This window comes from Streptomyces sp. A0592 (assembly GCF_004795115.1).
In the GTDB taxonomy this organism is placed as follows: Bacteria; Actinomycetota; Actinomycetes; order Streptomycetales; family Streptomycetaceae; genus Streptomyces; species Streptomyces erythrochromogenes.
In genome coordinates this window covers 40,807-59,724 of record NZ_SSBM01000027.1, presented here as the reverse complement: position 1 = coordinate 59,724, position 18,918 = coordinate 40,807, and the positions used below count along the sequence as shown (strand labels likewise).

General features: G+C 71.4%; 15 protein-coding genes, 1 pseudogene and 1 riboswitch. Of the genes and pseudogenes, 6 read left to right on the top strand and 10 right to left on the bottom strand.

Annotated elements, in window-relative coordinates:
• Positions 1-116: 116 nt before the first annotated feature.
• Positions 117-971, bottom strand: a complete 855-nt coding sequence (locus E6U81_RS29445; protein WP_136233070.1) for a class I SAM-dependent methyltransferase — start codon at positions 969-971, stop codon at positions 117-119.
• 593 nt (positions 972-1,564) lie between these two features.
• Between E6U81_RS29445 and E6U81_RS29435 the strand changes: the two are divergent.
• Positions 1,565-2,075 (top strand): annotated as a pseudogene (locus tag E6U81_RS29435) (IS5/IS1182 family transposase); the annotation flags it as partial.
• Positions 2,076-2,078: 3 nt separating this feature from the next.
• Here the strand turns inward: E6U81_RS29435 and E6U81_RS29430 are convergent.
• A complete protein-coding gene (locus E6U81_RS29430) occupies positions 2,079-2,381 on the bottom strand; it encodes a hypothetical protein (protein ID WP_136233069.1) in 303 nt (100 codons plus the stop codon).
• A 261-nt stretch (positions 2,382-2,642) separates the two neighbouring features.
• Here E6U81_RS29430 and E6U81_RS40575 point away from each other — a divergent pair, with 261 nt between their 5' ends.
• Complete coding sequence (locus E6U81_RS40575; RefSeq protein WP_206310044.1) at positions 2,643-2,879, top strand: hypothetical protein; 237 nt, start codon at positions 2,643-2,645, stop codon at positions 2,877-2,879.
• On the opposite strand, the gene E6U81_RS29420 is transcribed toward E6U81_RS40575, so the two are convergent.
• Entirely contained in the window at positions 2,861-4,201 is a 1,341-nt protein-coding gene (locus E6U81_RS29420) for a phospholipase D-like domain-containing protein (RefSeq protein ID WP_240804080.1), read from the bottom strand. The genes E6U81_RS40575 and E6U81_RS29420 overlap by 19 nt on opposite strands.
• 524 nt (positions 4,202-4,725) lie before the next feature.
• On the opposite strand from E6U81_RS29420, the gene E6U81_RS29415 reads away from it, so the two are divergent.
• Positions 4,726-6,978, top strand: a complete 2,253-nt coding sequence (locus tag E6U81_RS29415; protein WP_136233068.1) for a hypothetical protein — start codon at positions 4,726-4,728, stop codon at positions 6,976-6,978.
• Between the two features lie 345 nt (positions 6,979-7,323).
• Here E6U81_RS29415 and E6U81_RS29410 read toward each other — a convergent pair whose 3' ends face one another.
• Positions 7,324-8,658 (bottom strand): hypothetical protein, encoded by a 1,335-nt coding sequence (locus E6U81_RS29410; protein WP_136233067.1) that lies wholly within the window; start codon positions 8,656-8,658, stop codon positions 7,324-7,326.
• A gap of 408 nt (positions 8,659-9,066) precedes the next feature.
• Positions 9,067-9,300: a hypothetical protein gene (locus E6U81_RS29405; RefSeq protein WP_136233066.1), complete on the bottom strand. Its 234-nt coding sequence runs from the start codon at positions 9,298-9,300 to the stop codon at positions 9,067-9,069.
• A 302-nt stretch (positions 9,301-9,602) separates the two neighbouring features.
• Between E6U81_RS29405 and E6U81_RS40570 the strand changes: the two genes are divergently transcribed.
• Positions 9,603-10,124, top strand: coding sequence for a hypothetical protein (locus tag E6U81_RS40570; RefSeq protein ID WP_206310043.1), 522 nt, complete (start codon positions 9,603-9,605; stop codon positions 10,122-10,124).
• A 734-nt stretch (positions 10,125-10,858) separates the two neighbouring features.
• On the opposite strand, the gene E6U81_RS29395 is transcribed toward E6U81_RS40570, so the two are convergent.
• From E6U81_RS29395 to E6U81_RS29375, 5 genes are all read right to left on the bottom strand, one after another.
• On the bottom strand, positions 10,859-12,118 hold the full coding sequence (locus E6U81_RS29395) for a hypothetical protein (RefSeq protein WP_136233065.1): 1,260 nt from the start codon (positions 12,116-12,118) through the stop codon (positions 10,859-10,861).
• On the bottom strand, positions 12,115-13,077 hold the full coding sequence (locus E6U81_RS29390; protein ID WP_136233064.1) for a hypothetical protein: 963 nt from the start codon (positions 13,075-13,077) through the stop codon (positions 12,115-12,117). Before E6U81_RS29390 ends, E6U81_RS29395 begins: the two co-directional genes overlap by 4 nt.
• A gap of 92 nt (positions 13,078-13,169) precedes the next feature.
• Positions 13,170-13,637, bottom strand: coding sequence for a hypothetical protein (locus E6U81_RS29385; RefSeq protein ID WP_136233063.1), 468 nt, complete (start codon positions 13,635-13,637; stop codon positions 13,170-13,172).
• 168 nt (positions 13,638-13,805) lie between these two features.
• Positions 13,806-15,065 carry a glycoside hydrolase family 16 protein gene (locus E6U81_RS29380; protein ID WP_136233062.1) on the bottom strand — a complete coding sequence of 420 codons (1,260 nt, stop codon included), beginning with the start codon at positions 15,063-15,065 and terminating at the stop codon, positions 13,806-13,808.
• Positions 15,066-15,549: 484 nt separating this feature from the next.
• Positions 15,550-16,716 (bottom strand): S1 family peptidase, encoded by a 1,167-nt coding sequence (locus tag E6U81_RS29375; RefSeq protein ID WP_136233061.1) that lies wholly within the window; start codon positions 16,714-16,716, stop codon positions 15,550-15,552.
• 365 nt (positions 16,717-17,081) lie between these two features.
• Between E6U81_RS29375 and E6U81_RS29370 the strand changes: the two genes are divergently transcribed.
• Together E6U81_RS29370 and E6U81_RS29365 are read left to right on the top strand one after the other, a co-directional pair.
• Positions 17,082-18,008: a cobalamin-binding protein gene (locus E6U81_RS29370; RefSeq protein WP_136233060.1), complete on the top strand. Its 927-nt coding sequence runs from the start codon at positions 17,082-17,084 to the stop codon at positions 18,006-18,008.
• Positions 18,009-18,130: 122 nt separating this feature from the next.
• Positions 18,131-18,204: riboswitch (cobalamin riboswitch) on the top strand.
• A 168-nt stretch (positions 18,205-18,372) separates the two neighbouring features.
• Positions 18,373-18,861 carry a DUF4430 domain-containing protein gene (locus tag E6U81_RS29365; RefSeq protein ID WP_136233059.1) on the top strand — a complete coding sequence of 163 codons (489 nt, stop codon included), beginning with the start codon at positions 18,373-18,375 and terminating at the stop codon, positions 18,859-18,861.
• The last annotated feature ends 57 nt before the right edge of the window (positions 18,862-18,918 follow it).

The window sequence follows — 18,918 nt, the reverse complement described above, 5'->3', positions numbered from 1 at the left end:
CCGGTGGCACCTCCAGCGCGGATCTCGATCACGGCAGCTCGGTCGGCCAAGGTCTCGCCCGACGCCTCCGCATCCCCCGCCCGAACTCTGACCGGGCCGGTCGCCGGGGTCGTATGTCAGTGCGCGGTGACTGAATACGCGGCGAGTGCGCGGTTGCCGCGCGGCTTGGCGATGGCCCGGAGAACGTCGGTCTGGCTCAGGACGAGCTGTCGCACCGGCTCGGGCAGCACGGCCAGATGGTCATCCCTCTCGACCAGGTCGAGGCAAGCCGTGATGTCCCAGTCGCCGTCCTGAAGTTCCCGGGTGTCGACCGGCTTGCTGCCGTCGGCCGTCCAGTCGGCGTCGGGCAGGAGCCGCAGCAGGCACTCACGGGAGAAGGGTGTGCGGACGTTGCCTTGGCCATGTGAGCCCGCGGCCTCGGTCTGCCCCTGGATCAGCACGGCGAGCAGGTGCGCCAACTGGTCGTCGGAGGTGGGCGTCAGGTCCCACTCGGTGAACCGCAGTCGTCGTGCCCACGGCCGGACCCGGGCCAGCGTGTCCTGCAGTTGTCCGAGCGATGCGAAGTACCAGGAGCAGTGCGCGAGCACCACATGGTCGAAGGTGTTTTCGGGGAAGTCGACCGACGGGTCGAGGACGTCGGTGCCGAAGCGGAAATCGAGGCGTGGCCCGAGTGGGCCCGCCATGAGCCGGGCTGCCGATTCACCGATCGTGACCGGCGCCCCATAGGAGGGTTCGGCCACGTCAACGGCCACCACGCGCCCCTTGGGTCCAACCGCCTCTGCAAGGACGGCGGTCATGTCGCCCTGGCCGCAGCCCAGCTCGAGGACGGTTGAGCCGGGAGCGATGTGCCAGCTCTCCACGAGCGCGGCGCGGTGGCGAGTCTGGGACAGCTGGATGTCCGGGCTGTGATCGGCGGCGGCCATGCCGGCCGCGAGCGAGGGGGCTTTGGCGCGGAGATCGGAGTGATTCACAAAATCCTTGGTGATACTCGACGGGTCAGTGCGGGCCGAGGGTATGAGACGCACGACTACCGGCGCCTCCGAATTCCTGGACGTCACCGGCACGACGGCAGTCCACCCCCATGACCCGGCCGCGCCCTCGCCGAGTGTGACCAGGCGACCGTCTCCCTGGACTTCTTCGCATCGACCTTCGCGCCCGCGGGGATCGGACGGAACCAGCAGGCACTCCACCACGACCAGCTGGGAGACCGGTGAGGCAGGCGCGCGCACCCGTTGGGCAGGCGGAGGAGGCCGACGTGCGGGTTCCCTGACGGCGGCCACGCGGCATGCACGAATGTTAGGACGCCCTGGCAGGTCCAGCCCCCCCCTTGGCCGAGCCTAGAGTCGCGGTATGCGCATTGTCTCCCTGTTCCCGGCGGCAACGGACATCGTGGCGCACCTCGGGCTCGCCTCCGAGTCGGATCGGACAGACCCACGAATGTGACGGGCCGCACGTCCGCGGACGGCCTCAGCAGCCGGGAGATCTCCGAGGCGGTCGGCGGGCCCGCCCCCTCGGGCTCCCCGCTCCCCCGGGCGGTGCGGGTGATGGACACCGATCCGCGGACCGTATCGCCCGGAGCATGGTGAGCGTCGACTCGAGGTCCAGCCTTGCCCACCAGCACGCGGCCGGTGCCCGAGAGAAGAAGCCAGGCGTCCCGAAGAGAGACGACGCTCCGGGACCACCGCTCTGACGAAGGGCTCGGACGGTCGTGGGGCGTCCTGACCAGCGCACTCCATCTCGCAGTTGAAGGCGGATGCCGCCCGCTCGCGTGCCTGGTCACGCCGGGCCAGTGGGGCGACGCACCGCAGATGATCGAGGTCCTCGAATGTGTCAGCGTTCCCCGCCCGCAGGGCGTACGGCCCGTACCCGGCCGGACCATTGGCCGGCGACAAGGCCTACAGCTCACGCCGCAACTGCCGCTACCTGGGAAGACGCCGGATCAAGCACAACATCCCCGTGCCGAAGGAGCAGCGGGCCACCGCAAACGCCGCAGCGAAGTCGAGCGGAGGACGCCAGGAGGGCCTACGGCACGGCACCGTACTGTCGGCGCGGTCCGGCTGTGGCTCCGTGCCTGACCGTCACCTCTGAAAGACCTGCCAGGTTGTCCCGGAAGCCTCGTCACGGGTCGCGAGGTGGCCCAGCGGCAGGGCAGGCAGGCTGGCCAACGACGGGTCGAGCTCCAGCAGGTGAGCTGCGTGAAGCAGCCGCGGACGTCCGAACCAGCGTGGTTCGGCACCCGAGAACGCCTGCCAGTCTCCGTCGTCATCGAGGTGCACACGCATGACCGGCTGCCCACCGAACACACGCTTGGACACGAACACGTGATCATCAGGGCAGAGACCCTGCACCGGGCCACAGCCTTCGTGCGTGTCGCCGTCCATCGTCCCAGCGGGTCGGTTGCTGGGCACCTGGACCGGCTGGCCGTCAGCGGCCCGTGCGCCGAGCAGGGTGTACGTCCGGACCCGCCGCCCGCCGCCCGGGGCGCCGGCGGCCGGGGGAGCCGTACTGGACCGAGGCGGCCGGCCATCGCGGCCGCCGTCGCCCCACAACTGCCCGACCACGTTCAGGCCGTCGCCTTTGCCCCCCGAGACCGGTCGGCTGGACCTGCGCCCGGACTCCCCGGCCTACGCCACCCAGCTGAGGTGATCACCGCGCGCATCGTGGCCGAGGCGGACAGCACGGTCGGCGCGGACGCGGTGCGCACCGTGCGGGTCCTGCCCTTCGGCGGGGTGCCCCCCACCCCGGGCACCGCCCCGCAGGCTCCGGTCCTGGCCGTGGCGGCGTCGGACGCCGGGGCCGGTGCAGGCGCCGGTGAAGACGCGACCACTGAGTCCGGCCGTCCCGGCACCGGGCGGGTCCGTCAGAGGGCGCCCCCGTAGCCGGACTCCGCCGCTGCCGCGGCGCGCTGGGCGCGGAAGTTGGCGCGGTAGGCGTCGTGGACGGCGGCGTCCTCGTACTTCAGGTAGGTCTCGTCGTTGGCGGTGAGGGCGAGGCCGGTGAAGGTGTGGCTGCCGGTCCAGGTGATCTTCTGGTCCTTGACGCCCTTGTAGGCGCCCTCCACGAGCAGGTACTTGGTGTGGCTCGCGGTGCCGGCTGCGCCCGTGGCCGGGTCGGTGTGGTCGTCGTTGTTGAGGCGGTGCAGGGTGATCCGGCCCAGGGCGGTGGAGCGGGTCAGCCAGTACGCCGTCTCCCGGTGCTCTCCGACGGCCTCGTAGTCGGACAGCTTGCCGTAGACCACGTCCACGTAGCAGCCCGCATCGGCGAGCTTCCACAGCTCGCGGGCGACCGCGGGGCGGGAGATGTGGCCGTTGGCGATGCGGATGACCGTACGGCCGTCGGCGGTGCCGTGGCCGGGGGTGTTGCCGTGGCACACGGGGGTGCTGGGGGAGACCGGAGTGGCGATGGTCGTCAGGATGTTGACGACCACGTCCTCGGGGTTGCGGGGGAAGAAGTACGCCTTCGCGGGCCCGGCCTGGACATCCATGTCAAGATCGGCGGCGCGCAGCGGGTCGTTCGGCCCGGTCTGCGCGGCGGCGGTGAGCCGGTCGAAGTAGGTGACGTAGCCGGTGTGCAGGGCGCTGTTGCCGACCACGGTCATGGCGTCGTTCCACAGCTCGTCGGTGTCGGCGGAGGTCAGGTTCCCCGAGGACTGCACGACGACGTCGTCGAGCGGGACTCCGGTGGTGGGGGAGCCGCTGCCGGTGGTGCGGGAGAAGAGGAAGAACTTGTTGTGGTTGACGCCTCCGCTGCCCTTCGCCAGGCAGGCCTGGTCGGCGGCGCACTTCTTGAACCACGAGCTGCCGAACTGCTGCCCGGCGCCGGGCGCCTTGGCGAAGGCCGTCTCCAGCTTGCTCTGCACGGTCTTGCCGGAGGTGCCCATCCAGGGGGCGTTCACGGAGTCGTCGTCCACGAGCACCTGCACGTTGACGCCGCGCTGGTGGGCCGCCGCGAGCTGGTCCGCGAGCCAGCCGGAGCCGAAGACGTAGAGGGATATCCGGATGGTCGAGCCGGGGGTGGCGCCGTTGACGAGGCGGCCGAGGTGGCTGAGGATGGCGCGCTGCTTGACCCCGCCGGGGTCCTTGGGGTCATTGAAAACCGGGCCGGTGCTGACGTAGGTGGTCGGCTCGGCCGAGGCGGACGGTGCCGCCAGGGCCACCATGGCCGCCACGAGGAGGGTGGACAGGATCCTGTTCTTGATCACCGCGAAACGATAGCTCGCCCATCACCCTGCCCAGGACCACCCCTGACCTGCGTCGATCCCCTGCCGTCCGCCATCTCGCCCGGCTCAGGCGGTAGGTCGACCGATGAGGCGGCGGCGACGGTCCAAGGCGGTGGTGGTGATCGCGCGGTGTGGGCCCTCGCGACCCCTGCTGGTGCTCCACAAGGCGCGGCCTGGGCATCCTGGCGACCCTGTGTTGCCGCAATGCCGCAATGCCGCAATGCCGCAATGCCGCAATGCCGCAATGCCGCAATGCCGCAATGCCGCATTGCCGCCATGCCGCATTGCAGCAGCCCGAGGCCTTGTCGTCCCCACCCCCTTGTTATGCTCCGCTCAATTTTCCGCAAGGGGCGTCGGGCACGTGAGTGCGCCCTGCGCTCATCCGAGGGTGGGGACCCCCAATGAAACGATCACGTGTGTTCGGCGCCGCCGGGCTCACTCTGATCCTGGCTGCCACTGCACTGGGATCCGTCGCAGGCGCGGCCCCTGTGCCGGGAGGCGAAGCGGTGATCGCCGCAGCACCGAGCGTGAAGGCGCCCAAGCGGCAGCTCGCCGCTGCCGGCACCGGACTTCAGATGCAACCGGAAGTCAACGGGGCCCCCTACTGGCGAAGCCTGAAAGACGGCAAGGAGACCGGCAGCGACTACTGCCACGGCAGCAACTACGCCTGGACCCTGCGGCTGGGCGACATGGAAGCGTGCACACCCCGAGCCGGGTCGGGTCTCGGGGACAGTCTGAGCATCCGCGACTTCGCCACAGGAACGGCCGAAGCCCTGCCGGCCCAGCCCAACCGAACCTGGCTCCCCGCAGTCTCGGCCACCCAGGCGCTGACGACCGAAAAGCGGGCGGACGGCACGCTCGCCCTGCACCTGCTGGGCCGCAGCAACGAACCGCGCAAGGACGTTCTCGTATCGACGTCCGAGCAGATCGACGGCCAGGTCTCCGTGAAGCAGACGGATGCGCAGGGCGCGCTGCTCCGCTATCAAGGCCCCGGCGGCGTGCGTCTCGGCCTGGTCGACTACGCCTCGGCGACGATGCGCGCCCTGCCGCTGCCGGCCCAAGCCAATGACCTGGGAGACGTCCCCGCCGGCCTGGGCCGGCAGTGGACGGCAGTGTTCGCCGGGAAGGACAAGATCAGTCTGGTGCCCCGGACGGGCACCGCCGCACCCAGGACGATCACCGCAGTCGGTACCCACGGCTACCTGCACCAGACCGGTGACTGGGTGCTCAATGGCCGCGGCGGCCTCTCCGCGGCGGAGCTGGTGGCGTACCCACTCGCCGGCGGAACGGCGCGCACCGTCCTGCCCGCACTCGCGGCCGACCCCGTGGCCGGTACCGACGGCAACCTGTACGCCATCGGCGGGCCGGACCGCTATCACTGGGGCATCCACCGCATCTCGCTGAACGCCCACGGCATTCCGGTGGCGGAGGAGCTGGAGCCCCTCCCGTCCCAACCCGTCCAGCGCTACGGGCCCACACTGACGCACGGCGAGCTGACGGTCCGTCAGATCGACGACTTCGAGCACAGCACCCACGCCTACCGGGCCTCGGTCTCGGGCCCCATGACGGTCTCCGCCGCACCCGCGTGGAGCTGCAGCATCATGCACGACCTGATCTGTTCCCACCCCTCATATGACGTGGGGTGGGCAACCGGAGACGGGCGGCTCGTCTCGGCCACCCCGGGCATCCAGAGCAACTGCCTCGACACGGCATGCAACAGCGACTTCCTCGTTCAGGAGGCGCGCCCCGGCGGAGTCCGCCGCACGTTTCCCCTCAGCACGCCCGCCACCGGACCGCTCAGGATGGCGGAGGTCAAAGCAGCCTCCGGCCGCTACGCCGTGATCTGGGCGATCGCGACCGTGAACCGTCAAGCCCGCGGGTTCGTCGTCGACATCGACGCCGGGAAGGTTCTCGACGTCAACGTGGACGCGACGGGAGTGTTCTCCCTCTGGGGCTCCCTCCTGTGGCGGCCCGACGGTGACACCGGAGTCGTCGCCGCCACGGACGTGCGCACGAACCAGGTCGTCAAACGGGTGGACCTCCGGACAGGCTGCCGTGCAGGCGAACTCCAGGTGGCCGGTGACTGGTTCTACACGTGGTGCTCGCGCAACGCCTCCACCTACACCTACTCGGCCTTCCACACGCCCACGGGCAAGGCGTTCCCGCTGCCCTTCGCCGACACGGAACGCAGCGAGGCGCAGCTCGGGGACGGATACGTCGTGAATCGGACGCGCGACGGTCTGTACGTGTACAATCTGCGCTCCGGCGCGGTCGTGCGCGAACACGCCGCCTACCTGTCCACCTATTGGAAGCAGTGGACCGTCGACCGGTTCGGCGGAGGCGTCGCCTACATCGACGACAAGGATGCCCAGGACGAGATCCACCTCGTCGGAGTCACCGGCAAGACCTCACCGCTGACGGTCATCGACCAGTCGATCCCCGCAACCGTCACGGCCAAGAGCACCACCAGCGGCAATACGCGCTGGTGGCTGTCCAAGCCGGCCGCCTCCTGGAAGCTGACGGTACGCAACACGACCTCCGGGATCACCTCAGTGATACGCAGCGGGGGAGAGGCCCGCGGGCTGATCGACGTCGCCTGGGACGGTACGGACCAGAGCGGCAAGCGCCTCTACGGCGGCGTGCACGAGTGGACCCTCACGGTCCAGTCGGCCGACGGCGGGGCAGCCCTGAAGTCGACCGGGACCCTGACGTTCGCGAACGCCGGGAGCGCCGCACGGCCTGCCCCGCAACGTCCTTGACCCAGACCCCGTTCCTCCGTACGTCGACGGGAGTTGGCGATCGTTGATGCGGGCGGGGCCCAACGAGCTCGTGCATGGTCCCGCCGACCACGAGTCCATGGTGGCCGGCGCCCGAGGAACGCCCTACCGGAGTGGGGATCCTCGGCCCCGTACGGCGGGGGGTGTCTCGTGCACCCTCACGCCGTCGTCCGGCTCACCGGCGCCCGGTGCCGCGACTTCGTCCTGAACGTGGCTGGCCCGGGTGTGATGACCGCCGGGGCCGGGCGGAGGCCGAACGCGTCCGGTACGCGGCCGTCCCCTTCCCCGGCTGACCCGTCACCACCCCGACCCGCGGCTGGGCGCGGGTCAGTATCGGTCGACCCCCGTCATGATGCGGACCGCCTCCCGCACGCTGATCGCCCCCGGCCCGCGGCCGACCCGGGTCAGGCCCCTGCCCCCCGCCGGCGATGACGGGGCCGGGGTGGTCGGCTGCTCCGGCACCTGGAGGACGACCACCCGTTGGCCCCGGGCCGCCTGTGAGGCGATCCGCTCGGCCTCCCGCTGGGTCGCGGCGAACAGGACCAGGCCGTCCAGCTGCTCACGCTGCGCGGGGATCCGACCGGCCACCGGGCAGATCACCCCGTACAGCTCACCGTGGACCGTGACCGGGAGGCCCATGGCGAAGGCGGGTTCCGGGTCCCGGCCGGTCTTGACCGGTTGTCCGGTCTCCTCATGCACGTACGCGCCGACCACCCCCGCCAACGCCGCTTGACGCTGCAGCAGGGCCTCGATGTAGGACATGTGGGCGGCCTGGTCCTGCTCCTCCCGCCGCAGGGCCGCCGTCCGACGCACGGCGGCCCGCTCCAGGTTCTGGGTCGCCGCCAGCTGCTGGGCCTCCAGGTCGAAATACGGGCGCGTGATCCACCGCAGCACCGACGGCCCCACCCGAAGCCGGTACGGGCGAACGGTGTTCAAGCAGACGGCGGCCACGAACCGGTCCAGCGGGACCTCGGCGTCCTCCCACCCACCGTGGCCGCAGCACGGGAGCGCCCCCGGTACCTGTCCGCACCGTGGCCGCTCGGCGCACCACCCCGCCACGAAACGGGCCGCGCCGGCCACGACCTGGAGCGGCCCGCCGTCCTCGGCCCGGGCCAGCCGCACCGCCGGAGTGCTGTCCAGCCAGGGGACCTTCCGCCGGTCACTGAACCAGCAGACTTCGACCCCGGCGGCCGCGTACCGGGCGGTGCGCATCTCGATGTCCGCTGCGGACTTCGGCGCCAGCTGCGCTTCGAGCGCCACGCGCCGCCCGTCCGGCATCGTCGCCAGGGCGTCCGCCGTCCAGGCCCCGTCGTCCGCCCGGGCCTCCAGTTCGACCACCGCGCCGGCGTCCCGGGCGTACCAGGCCAGGTCCAGCTTCAAGAGGTGGTGCGCCATGCTCTCCTCGGCGGCCGCGCACTGCGGCGCACGGTCGGCGTGCCGCAGGTGCCATAAGTCCCGGCCGCCGTGGGTGACGTGGACCAGGTGGAGGCGCCACCCGCATTCACGGCACGTGACCGGGGCCGACTTGTGGTGCAGCGCGGTGCGGTCCTGACCGCACCCGAGGTCCGGCAACGTGGCATCGATGCGCCCCCACTCGGCGTGAGTGCCGACGAACACCATGGACTTCCCCCTTCGCTCGGCGGCCGTCCCCTTCGGCCGCATGACACCGTCCATGATTGCGTCGCGACGGGCCCGGCGCACCGATGCCCTCCCCGGCGGCACACGGAAATTCGGCGGGGCGCCGCTCCGCACCGGCCTGGGAGGTCAAGGCGCTCATGACGGGGTCTCCCCGGCCGGCCGCATCCTGGCCGTGGTCGTCATCCTCGCCGAGCGCGGCCAGCTCGGGCACGTCGAAGTCCAAGGTCGATTTGGCAGTTGATGGTTCGCTGCCAACCCGTTACGTCGGCTGATGACGCTGAACCTCACAGGTTGGCGCGGGCGGCGCACTGCCTGTGGCTGCTGCGCATGGCGGAGACCGTGGCGATGGTCCAGGCCGTCACCCACATGTTCCGACAAGCAAGGCCGCGAGCGTGGTGGGTATGCGGGGAGGGGTCTCACCCAGGCTCGGTGTCAGGCCCGCCGCGCGGGCGCCGAAGCCGAGAACACCCGCGCCCACCCCACCATCGCGATGCCCGCCCAGGAGACGATGAGCGCCGGCCAGCGGACCAGGGGAGTTCGCAGCAGGCGGGCGAGGAGCAGCGCAACGACAGCCATCAGCAGGTCGAGGGCCGCGTTGGCCAGTTGGGCGGTCGCGACGTCGGCAACGGCGGCGTAGCCATCAGTCGACGCGGGGAAGCCCGGCATGCCCAGCTCGCCCTCCCGGCGGTGAGGGCTGCGGCCAGGTTCTTCTTGTGGGATCGGGACATGGGTTCATCCTGCGGTGAGCAGCAGCCGGGCCACCTCCTCCGCTCGTACCAACTCCCTCCCCCACCTGAGGCAGGGAGTCTGGCTCTGACCCACCTGGTTTCTCGCTTCTGGCACAGATCTTGGGGGCGGTCGCGGAGTGTCACCGGGGCAGCACGAGTTGGGTCAGCCCGCAGGGCGGTCTGCCGGGACGGTCGAATTTTCCGGGCACTCTCGCGAGCCGTGCTGGCATCGTGTGAATCATGGCAGCGGTAGACGACCCATCCGAACCTGACAGCCCTGTCCGCAGCGCCTATCCGCCTCTGGTGGAGGCGTGGCTGTATCAGGCGGATCAAGTGTGTCCGGAAGAGCTGCCGATGACCGCTGCCCAGGCGCTCGCAATCGGAACGGACGCGCCGGCCCTGCGTGAGCTCGCCGGTCTGCCGCGTCATGCGGACCCCCGGGACATCCGCGACGCATTCGAGCAGGCTCTCGAAGAATTGGGGATCCTTCTGCCCGATCGCCACCTGGCCCGGCGATACGCGCTGCGCAGGCTGGCCGCGCGATTCACCGCCGGGGAGGTGGATCTTGTCGAGTTGGCATCGGACGAGTGGTCGGAGATGGAGGTCGAGACCGCTGAGGAGCAAGCATTCGTGGTGCTACTCCCGCCATGCGCCTGCTGCATCGAGTACACGCTGGGGCTCGATGAGGCGGCATGGGAAACACAACTGCAAGTTGCGGCCCGCGGTTTGGTCTCACATGCCACTGTCGGACCCTGCTTCTGACAACGTCTGAATACCCGTAGAGCCACTCATCAGCACCACGGGGTCGGCCGGCACGCAGGGTCCAGCGTCGGAATGCGAGCGCTACATCACCCCTGGACAGGCCGCGCTCGCGCTCGAACTGGAGGATCTGTCGGTTCGCCGACGCCGACAGCCCTGGTATGACGGTCCGTCTGGCGTGCCTTGTGTTCCGAAGCGGCAGCTGAGACCTGATGGCGCGGCAAACCGTTTCCCTGGAGCCCGGGACGATGCGCTCCGCTTCTGCTCCTGAGTCGTTGGCCGGACAGACCCGCTCAGGCGGATGGTTGCGGTCTTCTCGCAGCGGGTGGCGATGCCCCGCCACCGCTTCTGGCGGTTGAAGCAGCGTTCGGGGAGGCCGCCCGGATTCCGCGCTTGCGCAGCGGCTCGCGGATCCCGTGCGGGGGAGTACGCCATCTCGGTCCGGACCCCGTCCGGCCTGGAACGGGGACGTACGTACCCGCCGTCGCGGCACGCGTGCGCACCGCGTTCGCCCACGTTCTCGACAGCCCGGCGGACCGGGTGGGAGAACTCGCCGCGCTGTGGGCCGCCCGCAGGCGCCGGCCGGCTGAGAGCCTCCGGCGCGAGGCGGCCCGGTCCCTCGACCTGGGCACCACGACACTCAGCGAATGCAGGGTCATGGCGATGCTGAGCCAGGCTGCGCTCGCGAGAATGATGACGGCCAACACCCCTGGCGTCCGCTTTCGGTTGGTGCGTGGTCAGGAAGCAGTGGCCGGGGCGGAGAGCGACAGCACACCGTCCGCGACCTTCGTCCGCTTCCCTGCCACCTCCCGGTACAGGGAACCGGTGTTGCAGTAGGTGATGGCGTCGGCCCGTTCCACGGGGCCGTTGCAGTCGGGGATGACCAGCACCATCCGGGTGTCGCGGTCCAGCGGACGGACGACGGTCGCCGGTTGGTCGCCCGCGCTCACCCACCGCTCACCGTCCAGCCGGAACAGAGTGGCCGGGCGGTGCGGCCGCTTCTTGCCGTCCTGCGCACCCTGGCCCTTGTCACACGTCCAGGCGGAGATGGTCGCGTACAGGTGCTGGTCGGGTCCCCACCACAGGTCGCTCACGTCGATCCCGCCCGTGACGCCGGCGATGTAGCCGGGCGGCAGAGCGGCCGACTGGTCGCTGCCGCCGACCTCGCCCTTCGGCCCGAGGACGTGGATCGGGAAGGGTGCGGTGCAGCCGCCGGGGTTGTGGCGGGCCGCCACCGCGATCCGCTGGCCGCCCCCGACGGCGGTGAGCGCTGCCGGCATGTAGGCGTTCGATTCGAAGCGCGGGTAGACGGTGATCCCGGCGCCGTCCAAGTCGGTCAGGCGCAGCTCCATGCCGGGGTTGCCGCCGGACATCTCGTAGCGCCCGGTGAGGACGTGGGTGGGGGTGGCGCCGAGGAGCTGCGGCTGCCAGTGGCTGCCGTTGTCGAGCTCGGTCCGAGGGGCGGTGGGCCGGTCCAGGTCGATGCGGAACGCGCTGGTGGGACCGGGCTCGTAGGACAGCACCATGACGTCGTGGTCGCCGACCGGGGCGAGGTCGTGGCAGCCGGGGCAGGGCAGCCTGTGCACCTCACCGGTCCGGGCGTCGACGGTGATCAGCCGGGTGTCCTCGCGCCGGTCGAGCAGCTCGTCGTCGGAGAGGAACGCCACCCGGTGCCCGTCGTGGGTCCACACCACCGTGTTCCGGTGCGGGTCGGCAAGGTCGAAGACGCGTGGAACACGGGTCGGCGGCCGGTCCCCGCGTACGAGGACCAGTTCCTGCTCGGTGGTGTACGCGTACGGTGTCCCGCCCGCGGGTCCGCCCGTGGGGCCGGGAGTGGCTCCCTTGGACGAGGGCGCGGAGGGGCGGCCGTCCCCGCCTCGTGCCCCACTGCCGTCCGTGGCCCGGCTGATCAGCAGGGTGGCGGCGATGGCGACGGCGAGGACGAGCACGACGAGGGCGGCGAGCCGGCCCACCGTGACCCGCCGCGGCCCGGTCATCGGCCCGCCCCCGTTGCGGCTGCGGCGGCCGGATCGGCGGGGTGCCAGCCGTCGCGGTCCTGCGCGTAGGCCGTGCGGTATCCGGCGGGCGGGCGGCTGTCCTGGCCGGCCGGGGCGCGGGCTGTGAGCTCGAACGGCTTGCCCTGCCGGTCGATCTGCTGGGTGAGGACCCCGTCCCGGGTGGCCACCACCAGTTCCAGGGTGAACGAGCAGCGGTGGCGGGCGCTGATGACACCGACGCTGAGGGTCTCCCGTTCGCCCGGCTTGAGGGTGAGGGTCTGCTCGTCGAAGTAGTTGCGCTCCGTCCACTTCAGGCCCGCGCCGGTGCGGGCCCGCAGCCGCGGGAACGGGTCGGCCGCGTCCAGGTCGAAACCGATCGCCACCGTGTCGCCGCCGCCCTGTGAGTGCCCCTCGAAATGCGTGCCGTCCAGGGGCGGTCCGCACTTCTTGTGCACGTTGATGTCGGTGACCTGGACCTCCTCCGCGGCGTTGCCGCGCAGGGCCACGGTGATCGTGCCCGACTCGGTCACCACCGCGCCGTGCTGGTCGTACCAGGAGGCGAACGCCGCCGAGTCGGGCACGATCTCGGAGCCGAAGTGAGCCAGTTCGGCCTCGCTCATGCGCAACGCGTCCGGCAGGGCGAAGTCCCGCCCGGGCAGGTCGCTCACCGGTCCGGTGACGGACGCGACCAGCACGGGCGGACTACCTGACGGGGCGGGCCGGGGCCGGGTGTCCGCCGGGGGCCGTGCCCGGTCGGCGCCGCCGTCCGCGTCACGGCTCTGCCACCACAGAGTTCCGCCGACGGCGGCCCCGGCGGCCATCAGCAGGCAGAGCGCGGCGGTGAGCGGACCGACGGCACGGGCTCTGCGGTCGGGGGTGTGGTAGAAGACGTTGTGCGCCGAGCCCACCGCGAGCACGCCGTCGCCGGAGGCGTGCGCGCTGCCAGGTGTCCCGCTCACGCCTCCGGAGACGCCGGAAGAGCCGGAAGTGCTGCGGGTGTCGGGAGCGTCAGGGGCGTTGCCGGCGGGGGTGCCACCGGAGGCCGGTCCGGTCAGCCCTCGGGCCGGACCGGCGGGGGAGGGGGGCTGAAAGTGACGTTCCCGTTGATCAGGGCAGCGGCGAGCGAGCCCTGCTCGGCGTGGACGCGGATGTCGCCCTGGACGTTCTGGCCACCGCCGGGGGCCGGTGCCGGCGCCGTCTCCCCGGTCACCAGCCGACGCAGCTCACCGGCGGCGTTCTCGCGGTCGGGGCCGTCCAGCTGCTCCAGAGTGGCGACCACCCGGTCCCGCCAGGCCGCACCGTACCGTTCCAGCTCGGCGTCGTTCGGCGTACCGGCCTCCAGCAGCCGGTCGGTGCTGCTGTCCAACTCGGCGAGCGCGCTCTCCTCCAGCCGGGCGTCGCCCCGGCCGAACCAGCCGCCGAGGCGGGCACGCAGCCCCTCCCAGGCGTCGGTGCCCGCGGCGGTCGCCACCGCGGCGCCCGCCGCGGCGGCGAGCGTCAGCAGTTCTTCGGTCAGCATGATGTGGCCCTCCTGCCCCGTGACCGGGCCTGGTCACCGGGCCCGCTGCCGCCAGGGGCCGGGCGCGTCCCCGGCCCCTCTCGTACGTCGGCATACGCACCGTAACCGGCCGGGCCCGCGCCGTCAGCCAAACGCCCGCATCGAGGTACGGGCGGCGGGGGCCGGTGGTCAGCCGACCGTCCACTTCTGGTTGGCAGCGCCGGTGCAGGTCCAGGTCTGCAACCGGGTGCCGTCGGCGGAGGAGTTGCCCTTGGCGTCCAGGCACTTGCCCGCACCGGTGTTGGTGAGGTCGCGGGCGGCGGTGTATGTCCACTTCTGGGCGTTGGTGCCGTTGCAGGTGTAGAGCTGGACGACGGCGCCGTCGGCGGTGGAGCCGCCCGCGACGTCCAGGCACTTGCCGAGGGCGCGGACGGTGCCGTCGCCCCCGATGGTCCACTGCTGGGCCGCGCTGCCGGTGCAGTCGTGCAGCTGGATGGGGGTGCGGTCGGCGTCGGAGCCGCCCGCGACGTCGACGCACATGCCGCCGATGCCACGGATCGGGCGTGCGGCGGGGGTGCTGGCGGAGGAGGCGCGGACATAGTCGACGGTCATCGTCTGCGGGAAGGACGTGGAGGCGTCCGGGCTGCCGGGCCAGTCCCCACCGACCGCCAGGTTGAGGATGACGAAGAACGGATGGTCGAAGACCCACTTGTTGCCGCCGGTGTCGGCCGGCGTGAGGGTCTTGTACGTGGTGCCGTCCACCGACCAGACCAGGGAGTTCGGGCTCCAGTCGACGGCGAACACGTGGAAGTCGTCGGCGAAGGCGCGGCCGCCGGGCAGGTTGTACGCGGCGCCGAGGCCGCCCGCTCCGGAGTAGCCGGGGCCGTGCACCGTACCGTGCACGGTGTTCGGTTCGCGGCCGATGTTCTCCATGATGTCGATCTCGCCGCTGTTGGGCCATCCCACGCTGCCGAGGTCGTTGCCGAGCATCCAGAAGGCGGGCCAGATGCCCTGGCCGCGCGGGATTTTGATGCGGGCCTCGAAGCGGCCGTACGCCTGGGTGAAGGTCTTGGCGGTGTTCAGCCGGGCCGAGGTGTACTGGCACTGCCCGTACCAGCAGCCGAGACCGGCGTCGGTGTTCTTCCGCGCGGTGATGACGAGGTTGCCCTGGCCGTCGAGCGCGGCGTTCGAGGTGCTGTTGGTGTAGTACTGCAGCTCGTGGTTGCCGAAGCCCGAACCTCCGGTCTCAAGCGTCCACTTGGCTGCGTCAGGAGCGCGGCCGGCCGCGCCGTCGAACTCGTCGGACCAGGACTGCGCGACAACTGCGGCGCCGGCGGGCGGGGCGACCGAACGGGTGAAGGACATGAGCACCGCCGCGACCAGGGCGATGGCCACGAGGAGCACCGTTCCGCCGAGAGAGCGGTGACGTGCGCGATGAGCAGCAGCCATGGGCATGGTTCCTTGTCTGGGTGGGGGTGGGGGGAGAGGAGGGGGAGAGGGAGGGGGCCAGGCCCGGGCGAGCAGTGAAGAGCGGCCGGAGGGGGGTATGAGAGCGCTCTCAAAGGTGACGCAATGTCACCCGGGCAAGGCGAGTATCACGGAGGGGCAACTGTCATGGCAACGCCAGGCGTCATTCCTCGCACGCCTCTGAACTGGGGTTTTCCCTCGGGGCTTTCGGCTTAACGATCTCTTAAGGCTGGCTTGATGCAGCGAGGTGTGAATCGGAGCCGCACGCGATCGCCGGACCGCGTGCACCGGGCCGCGAACCCGGCGCCGACCGACGGTTCCTCGCTCATGCGCTGGTGTCCGGTGCCGCGCGGCCCGTCGATCGGTGCACCCGTGTCGGTCCCCGACACCAGGCCCTCGACGGGCAGCGCCGCCGGCCCCGTACCGGAAGGGCCCGTCACCACGCCGACCTCAAGCGTGTGCGGGGTCAGGCGGTGTGCAGCGTCAGGCCGTAGCGGCCGAGGATTTCGTTGATCGGCTGGAACCACGTCTGGCCGCCGGACGAGCAGTTGCCCCAGCCGCCGGAGGTGACACCCTGGGCCTGGTCCCCGCTGAGGAACGAGCCGCCGGAGTCGCCTCCCTGGGCGCAGACGCTGGTCTTCGTCATCTGGTGGACGGCGCCCTGGCTGTAGTTGACCGTCTCGTTCTTGGCGAGGACGGTTCCGCAGTGCCAATGCGTCGTGGAGCCCGACCGGCAGATCGAGGCACCCACGGGTGCCTCGGCGGAGCCGCGTACCAGCTGGTCCGGGATGGTGCCCCAGCCGAGCACCACCGGTACGGTCCACCAGCCGCTGTGGATGCTGACGTACGCGTAGTCGTTGCCGGGGAACGAGGACCCCTGGAAGGTGCCCATCGCGGACCCGTCCCAGCCGCGCACGGCGGCTCCCGCCTGCCCGCAGTGCCCGGCCGTCACGAAGCCGCCGTGTACGGAGAAGCCGATCGAGCAGCGGACGTTGCCGGTGTAGTACGGGTCGCCGCCGACGGTGCCCGCGGCGTACGTACGGGGCGCCTGCGCCGTCTCGGCGACGGTGACGGGGCCGCCGGCCCGGGCCTGGTCGATGAACGCCCTTACGGCGGGGGCTTCCCGCTCGGTACGTACGACCGTGACGACGACGCTGTTGGTCCGCGGGTCGACGTGCCAGCCGGCCACCCCGGTGGGGGCAGGCAGCGTGTCCAGGCGCGCTTTGGCGCGGTCCAGCGCGACGGCGCTGTGCCGGACGAGGCGGGTGTCGGCGCCCAGTGCCCGCGCCTCGGGCTCCTTTGCGGTGTCGGTCACCGCGACGACGAGCCGGCCGGTGGACGGCTCGTACCACGAGCCGCCGTACGCACCCCCCACGGCCTGCCGTGCGGTCTTCTCCACGGCCGCGGCGGCCTTCTCCGCGCTCAGACGTTCCTCGGCCTGGGAAGCGGTGAGCCCGAGGTCGCGGCGCATCGCGTCGAGCAGTCCGGTCGAGGCGGACGGCGCTGAGGCGGCCGATGACTCAGCGGGATCCGGAAGCGGGGCGGCGCTCGCCGCGCCGGCGTGGGTGGCGCCCAGGCCGACTGCCAGGAGCAGGGCGGCGACGGCGGCGCGTAAGGGGGTGGGGTGTTTCACGAGACCTCCTGGTGTGGGGGATTGAGCGCTTGAGAGCGCTCTCAAAGGCGTCGTCCGCTACGCTAACCGACCTCATTTGGCAGGTCCATACCAAGTTCCGGTTCGGCTGCGGCGGGAGCCGCGCGACCACACGATCACCGAGGACCGGCCGCGGCACCGACGGCCGAAATCGTCAGCGTCTTCACCGGCGTTGATCTCGCGGGCGTGGCACTGGTCGCTTCCTGATACTCCGGCCCCATGCGCCCCATGCGCCCCATGCGCCGCGTGCGGATGCGGCGCATGGGGAGAACGGTGACCCTTGGCCGTGGGTCGGTGGACTTGCGGTCGGCGCGGCTGCCCCCCTTGGTCGGGCCTAGAGTCACGGTATGCGCATTGTCTCCCTGCTCCCGGCGGCAACGGACATCGTGGCGGACCTCGGACTCGCCTCCGAGCTGGTCGGACGTACCCACGAATGCGACTGGCCGCCCGCCGCGGTCGCCTCCGTACCCGTCGTTACGCGTGCCGAATTCGACGCGGACGGACTCAGCAGCCGGGAGATCTCCGAGGGGGTCGGCGGGGCCGCCCACTCGGGCTCCTCGCTCTACACCCTGGACACGGTGGCGCTCGCCGAACTGGCGCCGGACGTCCTGCTCACGCAGGATCTGTGCGACGTGTGCGCGGTGTCCTACGAGAGCGTCTCCCGGGCGGTGCGCGTGATGGACACCGGTCCACGGGTGCTGAGCCTGGAACCCAAGACGCTCGGTGATGTCCTGGACTGCCTGCTCACCGTCGGGAACCTGCTCGGGGTACGGGAGCGGGCCGAGCGGCGGCTCGCCGAGCTGCACGGCCGGCTGAACGAGGTGCGCCGGCTCACGCGGGGACGGGACCGGCCGCGGGTCGCCGCCATCGAATGGCTCGACCCGCTGTGGCCGGCGGGCCACTGGGTACCGGAGCAGATCGCCGCGGCGGGTGGAGAGGCCCTGCTGGCGAAGCCGGGTGAGCACACCAGGCCGATGACGTGGGAGGCGGTGCGCGCGGCCCGCCCGGACGTGGTCCTCGTACTGCCCTGCGGCTTCCCGCCCGAACGCACTCTGTCGGAGATCGGCCTGCTCACCGCGCTGCCCGGCTGGGAGGAGCTGCCCGCCGTCCGGGCCGGGGAGGTGTGGGTCCTGGACGGGCCCGCGTACTTCAACCGGCCGGGTCCGCGCGTGGTCCGCGGCGCCGAGGTGCTCGCCCATGTCCTGCACGGCGTACGGGCCGGGGATCCGGTGTCCGAGGCGGAGGCCCGGCGGCTGGGCCGCGGCCGGAACTGAAGCGGCGCGCTTCACGCGATCACCTCTTCCGGATGTGCTTCCGGCGCGTGCCCGCCAGACCGTACGATGCGTTCTGCTCCGGCCGGTACGGCGGGGCCCACAACCGAATGCACGCACAACTGGGGGAAGCCGGTGGGATTCCGGCGCTGACCTGCAACCGTGAACGGGGCCGAGGGCACCGTGAGTCGGAGTACCCGGAGTGCGACGCGTACCGCTTCTCACTGTCATGGTCTGCAGGGCGAAGCCCCCCACCCCCAGTCGGTGTCTGCTGCCCGTTTCCGCAAGGAGACGGGCAGCGAACGAGCGCGTGGGGGCGGAGGGACCGTCGGCGCAGACCGGTCGTCCCTCTCAGGAAGAAGGCACCATGCGCCGGATACCCGCCCGCCGCTCCGTGATCACCACGGTCGCTCTCGGCCTCGCTCTCGCCAGCGCGCCCGCCGTGGCCGAGGCAGCCCCCAAGCCCCACACGAACGCGGCCGTCAAGGTCACCCGCACCGTCCAGGGCCCCGACGGGCTGCTGTTCAAGGGCAAGATCAAGACCAAGGGGCACGACGTCACCACCGCCACCGGCGGTACCCACAAGTGCGACGGCACCAACGGCGGCGCCAACCCCTCCAAGGTCCCCACCCCGACCGCCGCCCTCGACGACGCCGCCCACAAGAAGGGCTTCACCTGGGACGGCACCTGGTACTCGTCCTTCGACGACTACTCCGTCGACACGATCAAGAACGTGAGCGGCGGCGGCTCCGCCTACTGGAGCATCTCCGTCAACGGCACCCCGACCCCGGTCGGCGGCTGCCAGTTCAGGATCAAGGCGGGCGACGAGGTGGCCTTCACCTGGACGTCCTTCTAGCCCCAACCGCAGGGCGGGGTACGGGCCCAGGGTCCGTACCCCGCACCGGCATCGGAT

Excerpts from the sequence above, each read along its gene's own strand:
- E6U81_RS29380 (WP_136233062.1), bottom strand. The coding sequence starts at position 15,065 with ATGGCTGCTGCTCATCGCGCACGTCACCGCTCTCTCGGCGGAACGGTG.
- E6U81_RS29370 (WP_136233060.1), top strand. The coding sequence starts at position 17,082 with ATGCGCATTGTCTCCCTGCTCCCGGCGGCAACGGACATCGTGGCGGAC.
- E6U81_RS29430 (WP_136233069.1), bottom strand. The coding sequence starts at position 2,381 with ATGGACGGCGACACGCACGAAGGCTGTGGCCCGGTGCAGGGTCTCTGC.
- E6U81_RS40570 (WP_206310043.1), top strand. The coding sequence starts at position 9,603 with ATGGCAGCGGTAGACGACCCATCCGAACCTGACAGCCCTGTCCGCAGC.
- E6U81_RS29405 (WP_136233066.1), bottom strand. The coding sequence starts at position 9,300 with ATGCCGGGCTTCCCCGCGTCGACTGATGGCTACGCCGCCGTTGCCGAC.
- E6U81_RS29395 (WP_136233065.1), bottom strand. The coding sequence starts at position 12,118 with ATGACCGGGCCGCGGCGGGTCACGGTGGGCCGGCTCGCCGCCCTCGTC.
- E6U81_RS29410 (WP_136233067.1), bottom strand. The coding sequence starts at position 8,658 with ATGCGGCCGAAGGGGACGGCCGCCGAGCGAAGGGGGAAGTCCATGGTG.
- E6U81_RS29385 (WP_136233063.1), bottom strand. The coding sequence starts at position 13,637 with ATGCTGACCGAAGAACTGCTGACGCTCGCCGCCGCGGCGGGCGCCGCG.
- E6U81_RS29365 (WP_136233059.1), top strand. The coding sequence starts at position 18,373 with ATGCGCCGGATACCCGCCCGCCGCTCCGTGATCACCACGGTCGCTCTC.